Consider the following 3,350-nt stretch of genomic DNA (forward strand, 5'->3'; position numbering starts at 1 on the left):
CGGGTGCAAACGCCACGGCGCTGCGGGCAAGCCTGCAGGGCGGGGGTCTTCTTGCGCTTCACCACGGCCTTCCGCTCGATGCGGATAAGCTGGTTAATCGTGGGCATTATTTCCCTCCATATGGGATATTGCGCTCAAAAATGAGCTTTTTGAACGACAGGACATAGCGTTTCCGCCGAAGCCTGTCAATAGGCCTCCCTCGGCGGAAGCGCGCACAAAAAAATTATTTTTATACCAGAGCCTGACAAAAAATCAAGCTGTTAGCGCACTGGCGATCAACACAACTTTATTTTAATGGGGCATGGAGCCTGAAAAAAAATGTATGACAAGCACGCCAAGCACAATCAGCCCAAGGCCGAGGCAGGCGGCAAGGTCAAGCTTCTGCCCAAAAACCAGCAGTCCCAGAAGCGAAACCAGCACAATGCCAATGCCGCTCCAGATGCCGTATGATATGCCCATGGGCACCACATTGAGCACCTTGGAAAGCAAGAAGAATGAAATGCCGTAGCCGAGCAGCGATGCAAGAGTGGGCAAGAGACGGCTCATGCCCTCTGAATGCTTGAGGCAGGCCGTGGCACCCACCTCGACCAGAATGGCCGCTCCGAGCTGAACATATGCCATTGCGGCAGGAGTCATACCAACCTCTTTTGTATATCAGGGCAGAACGCCACCCACAGGAACTGCGGCGCGGACGACAGGCCACTGCCCGCCGTCCGCGCCGCGTATAAAAACAGCAACCCTTGAGGGTTACAGACGATTACTCTTCGTTCAGGGCCTCGGCAAAGCGGGCGCGCAGGGCCTGCATTTTTTCCTTGGCGTCCAGCAGCTTTTCGGCGCGTTCACGCTCCCGGGCTACTACCTCCGCAGGGGCGCGGCTCACAAAGCTTTCGTTGCTCAGCTTCATGTTCACGCCCACCACGTCTTTTTCAAGCTTGGTGATTTCCTTGTCCAGACGCGCCAGCTCACCGTTCAGGTCGACTGCGCCCTTGAGGGGCACGATAACCTGGCAGCCTTCCACTACCGCAGATGCCGAGGCCTTGGGCGCATGTACGTCCGCGCCAATGGTGATGGTTTCAAGCCGCGCCAGGGTGGTCATGCACTGGCTGTTGGCCTGGAGCAGTTCGGCCTGGGCCGCGTCCACAGGGTGCAGCATAAGGCTGACCTTGTGGCTGGGGCTGATGCCAAGCTCGGCCTTGATGGTACGCACAGCCACAATAATACCCTGAATCAGCTCCATGCGCCCGCCTTCGGCAGGCCGCAGGCAGGCCGGGCGCGCTGCGGGATACAGCTCGCGGGCGATGTCTGTGGGCTTTGCCCCCGCCTCCACGGGCAGCGCGGCCCATATTTCGGCGGTCACAAAGGGCACAATGGGGTGCAGCAGCACCAACAGCTCGCGCAGGGCCAGCCACAGCACATACTGGGCCTCCGCTTTGCGCTTGGGGTCTTCAGACTGCATGTCGGGCTTGATAAGCTCAAGATACCAGTCGCAGAACTCATTCCACAGGAACTTGTAGCCCAGCTGGGCAGCATCGTTGAAGCGGTAGTCGGCCAGAGCCTTGTCCATATCCTGCTTGACCACTTCAAGGCGATGCAGCAGCCACTGATGGTGCAGACCGGGAACAGTCTCGGGCGCCACAGGAGCCGGGGCTTCTTCCGGCAGATTCATGAGGGCGAAGCGGGCCGCGTTCCAGAGCTTGTTCACAAAATGGCGGTAGCCCTCGATGCGCTCTTCGGAAAGACGGATGTCGCGCCCCATGGCGGCAAAGGCCGTCAGGGTAAAGCGCAGGGCATCGCAGCCGTATTTGTCGATCATTGCCAGCGGGTCAATGACGTTGCCCGTGGATTTGGACATTTTGCGGCCCGAGGCATCGCGCACCAGTGCGTGCAGGTACACGTCCTTGAACGGCACTTCGCCCATAAAGTGGATGCCCATCATCATCATCCGGGCCACCCAGAAGAACAGGATGTCAAAGCCCGTCACCAGCACCGATGTGGGATACCAGCGGCGCAGATCCTTGGTGTCTTCAGGCCAGCCCATGGTGGAGAAGGGCCACAGCGCGGAGGAGAACCACGTGTCCAGCACGTCTTCTTCCTGCTTCAGCGCGCCGCCGCACTTGGGGCAGACTGCGGGGGCATCTTCTGCCACCACCAGCTCGCCGCACGATTCGCAGTTCCACGCCGGAATGCGGTGCCCCCACCAGATCTGACGGCTGATGCACCAGTCGCGGATGTTATCAAGCCAGTGATAGTAGGTCTTGAGCCATGTTTCGGGAAAAATCTTGGTCATGCCGGGCACGGCGTCGCGCGCGGCAGGGGCCATCTTGGTGGCGGCCACAAACCACTGCGTGGAAACGTGCGGTTCAACCACCGTATGACAGCGATAGCAATGGCCCACGGCGTGGTCGATTTCCTCAATGCCCTCAAGCTGCCCGGCGGCTTCGATATCAGCCACGATGCGGGTACGGCACTCTTCCTTGGCAAGGCCCGCGTAGGCCCCGGCCTCGGCAGTCATGACGCCGTTTTCGTCAATGGCCTTGAGAAAGACGAGTTCGTGCTTCTTGCCCAGCATCCAGTCGTTATGGTCGTGGCAGGGCGTCACCTTGAGCGCGCCTGTGCCGAATTCGCGGTCAACATAGGCATCGGCGATAATGGGGATCTCGCGCCCAAGCACGGGAACCACGGCCTTTTTGCCTATGAGGGCGGTGTAGCGCTCATCTTCGGGATGCACGCAGATGGCGGTGTCGCCGGGGATGGTCTCGGGCCGGGTGGTGGCAATGGTAATGTGCCCGCTGCCGTCGGCCAGCAGATAGCGCACCTTCCACAACTTGCCCCTGCTCTGCTCGTGTTCCACTTCGTCATCGGCAAGAGCCGTGTGGCAGCGCGAGCACCAATTGATGATGTAGTCGCCCTTGTAGATCAGCCCTTCATTGTAGAGCTGCACAAAAACCTTGCGCACGGCGGCGGAGAGGCCTTCATCCATGGTAAAACGCAGACGCGTCCAGTCTACGGAATCGCCAAGGGCGCGCGCCTGATCAAGAATGCGGTGGCCGTATTCATCACGCCATTCCCACACCCGGTCGATAAAGGCTTCGCGGCCAAGATCCTTGCGGCTCTTGCCTTCCTTGGCCAGGGCGCGTTCCACTACGTTCTGCGTGGCAATGCCCGCGTGGTCGGTGCCGGGCACCCAGAGCACGTTCTTGCCCTTCTGACGGGCGTGACGGCAGAGCACGTCAATAAGTGTATGGTTGAGCGCATGCCCTATGTGCAGCGCGCCCGTGACGTTGGGCGGCGGAATGACAATGGAATACGGCTCGCCGGGAGCGTCCGGATCGGGCGTAAAGGTTTTGTCA

At 59.9% G+C, this 3,350-nt stretch carries 2 protein-coding genes and 1 pseudogene; all 3 read right to left on the minus strand.

All coding sequences use genetic code 11. The annotated features are described in order from the left end of the window. Positions 1-107 (minus strand): annotated as a pseudogene (locus tag VEZ52_RS07630) (30S ribosomal protein S12); the annotation flags it as partial. Between the two features lie 184 nt (positions 108-291). Continuing rightward, positions 292-636: a DMT family transporter gene (locus VEZ52_RS07635; RefSeq protein ID WP_324836296.1), complete on the minus strand. Its 345-nt coding sequence runs from the start codon at positions 634-636 to the stop codon at positions 292-294. 121 nt (positions 637-757) lie between these two features. Then, the coding region (locus tag VEZ52_RS07640; RefSeq protein ID WP_324836297.1) for a valine--tRNA ligase at positions 758-3,350 on the minus strand (2,593 nt) is incomplete at its 5' end.

This window comes from Desulfovibrio sp. (assembly GCF_035644575.1).
GTDB lineage: Bacteria > Desulfobacterota > Desulfovibrionia > Desulfovibrionales > Desulfovibrionaceae > Desulfovibrio.